Raw genomic sequence first — 2,613 nt, forward strand, 5'->3', positions numbered from 1 at the left:
GAGGATGTGATCCCGAGGGCCGAGGGCGAAACGATCGCGCCAAAGAAGACCTTCAAGGACTACGAACCAAACTTCATTCACATCGACATCAAGTATCTGCCGCAGATGCCGGACGAGACCTCACGCCGCTATCTGTTCGTCGCCATCGACCGCGCGACGCGCTGGGTCTTCATGCACATCTACGGCGACATGACCGAGACCAGCAGCGTCGATTTCCTGCGTCGACTCAAGCTGGCTTCGCCCATCAAGATCAGCAAGATCCTCACCGACAACGGCTCGCAATTTACCGACCGCTTCACTACCAAAGACAAGAAACCCAGCGGCAAGCACGCCTTCGACGTGGCTTGCGCGGCGCTTCCTGCCGAGCATCGCCTGGCACCGCCGCGCCACCCGCAAACCAACGGCATGGTCGAGCGCTTCAATGGTCGTATCAATGAGCTACTGCAGCAAACCCGTTTCGATAGCCGGGCCGACCTGCAAGCCACTTTGCAGAACTATCTAAAGCTGTACAACCACCATATCCCGCAACGCGCCATCGGCAGCAAAACGCCCATCCTCGCGCTTAAGGAGTGGCAGCAGAAGCGACCTGAATTATTCGTCAAACGCGTTTATGATCAAACGGGACTGGACACCTATGGGGCTACAATCTGGGGCCTCGGCTCGCGGTTTTACCCACGCCAGACGCCTACGCCAGCTACTCATAATGAGGAACCGGCACGCGCTGCTGCCGACATTAAGCGTGGATGCACGGAACAGTAAGCCAAAAACTTCATGCATTTGCACTTTCGGGAAGAACTGGCCGGCCTAGCTCATCTGCAAAAATTACCTCACATTGACCTTCGGGAGCATTCCAGTTGCTGCAATACCAGAACAAGCGCCCTTGCTTGTTCGCCTTACAGCGCAACTGCCCAGTACCGCACTCTGGACAGCATATTAATCCAGGGTCTTTGGGCTCCATATCTTTGCTAAGTTTGGAGCGACTTTGCGAAGCGAACTTCTTCGGAATATCACGATAGAACCCTTCGCGTCGCTCACGCCGTAGCTGCTCAGCAGCTACCCCATCAGGCGGCGACGGCAGTACAAAAGCGAGCCAATCGAACAAGTAGTCCAAAACGCCGACGATGAGCTGCTGCTCTGCTCTATCCTTCTCCACCTGTCGCGCAAGTTTTGCCATCGATGTACTGATCGCGGCCTGTACTTCTCCCAAGTAATCCTTCTCTTCTTGCTGCCGCAGGAAGTCGTCGATCGCTAAACGAATGAGATGCCCTGTCGGCATGCCGATCTGCTCAGCACGCTGCTCCAACTGTTCGCGCTGCTCGTTTTCAAGCCGGACAGAATAGGTTCGCTTTGTTGCCATAAATCCTCCAAATCCGCATTACATAGCTGCATGACATTCGCAATGCTTTTCATGAAAACGCAACACGCCATAAATAGCGCTGCGCCTAGGCAAACCGTCAAAAACAACGGCAAATCGTATTGCCCCCTTTATGTTCCACTATCGTATTTGGTCTGATGAGCTGCGATACATATGTTGTCGCCGCGTCGGAAGCCGCCCCTCAACGGTCTTCCCTTGAACTTCAAGGAATTTCGGGCACAAGACAAAGGTCTACAAGCACAACAAAAAATCTACATGTACACAACAAAACATCTACAAGAGCACAACAACATATCTACAAAAACACAACAAGATATCTACAAGAACACAACGAAAAATTTACATAGTTTGTTGCGCCCATCAATCTTCAAATCGCTCTTAGACGATTTCTAGACGGTTTCTAGACGCTCTTTAGACGCTTTCTTGACGTTTTCTTGACGCTTTTCAGACGGTTCTAGACGGTTTCTAAACGGTTTCTAGACAGTCTCGAAGAACTGATAACGTGCAGTAGGAAACATGTAATTTCGTATCTTTTACAGGCACTGCCGTCACAAACGTTTTCTTAACCGCTCGGTTATATGAATGGTTAAGGAAGGTTAGCAAGAGGTCGAGCCACGACGGAACCCGCGGGGGTGTACCAGATTCTGTGTAAACGAGTCTTTGTTTAAGTCTGCGGTACTCGGTCTTCAAACTGGATGGCGAAGCGGTTTAGCGCAGCTTTCCAGTCCCGTATCGGCATCGTCCACTTCTTGCTGATGTTGTTCAGGGCAAGATAAAACAGCTTGCTGACGGCTTCATCAGTCGGAAAGGAACTGCGGGCCTTGGTAACTTTTCGCAGGCTCATGTTAATCGACTCAATCGCATTCGTGGTGTATATCACCTTGCGGATTTCTGGCGGATAGTCGAAAAACGGTATGACGCGCGCCCAATTTCGGCGCCAGGACTGACTTATTGGTTTATACTGTTTATCCCATTTATCTTCGAATTCGGAAAGCCTGAGTTCAGCTTCATCGGTAGTGGCTGCACTGTAGATCAACTTCAGATCGGCGGCGACCTCTTTCTGCGCTTTCCATGGCACGAAGTTCAGGCTGTTGCGCACCATGTGGACGATGCACAGCTGAACCGAAGTCTGCGGATAGACCGCCTCGATGGCGTCCGGGAAGCCTTTCAGGCCATCGACGCAGGCGATGAAGATGTCCTGTACGCCGCGATTTTTTAGCTCGGTCACGACCTGCAGC

General features: G+C 51.7%; 2 protein-coding genes and 1 pseudogene. 1 reads left to right on the plus strand and 2 read right to left on the minus strand.

Annotated features, from left to right (window positions below):
- Positions 1 to 630 (plus strand): annotated as a pseudogene (locus U9J41_RS29190) (integrase core domain-containing protein); the annotation flags it as partial.
- Positions 631 to 769: 139 nt separating this feature from the next.
- Here U9J41_RS29190 and U9J41_RS29195 read toward each other — a convergent pair.
- Together U9J41_RS29195 and U9J41_RS29200 are read right to left on the minus strand one after the other, a co-directional pair.
- Positions 770 to 1,357: a ribbon-helix-helix domain-containing protein gene (locus tag U9J41_RS29195; RefSeq protein WP_322405700.1), complete on the minus strand. Its 588-nt coding sequence runs from the start codon at positions 1,355 to 1,357 to the stop codon at positions 770 to 772.
- Positions 1,358 to 2,039: 682 nt separating this feature from the next.
- On the minus strand, positions 2,040 to 2,613 hold a 574-nt coding region (locus U9J41_RS29200; protein WP_322405701.1), incomplete at its 5' end, for an IS256 family transposase.

It is taken from the genome of Massilia luteola (assembly GCF_034420155.1).
In the GTDB taxonomy this organism is placed as follows: domain Bacteria; phylum Pseudomonadota; class Gammaproteobacteria; order Burkholderiales; family Burkholderiaceae_D; genus Telluria; species Telluria luteola.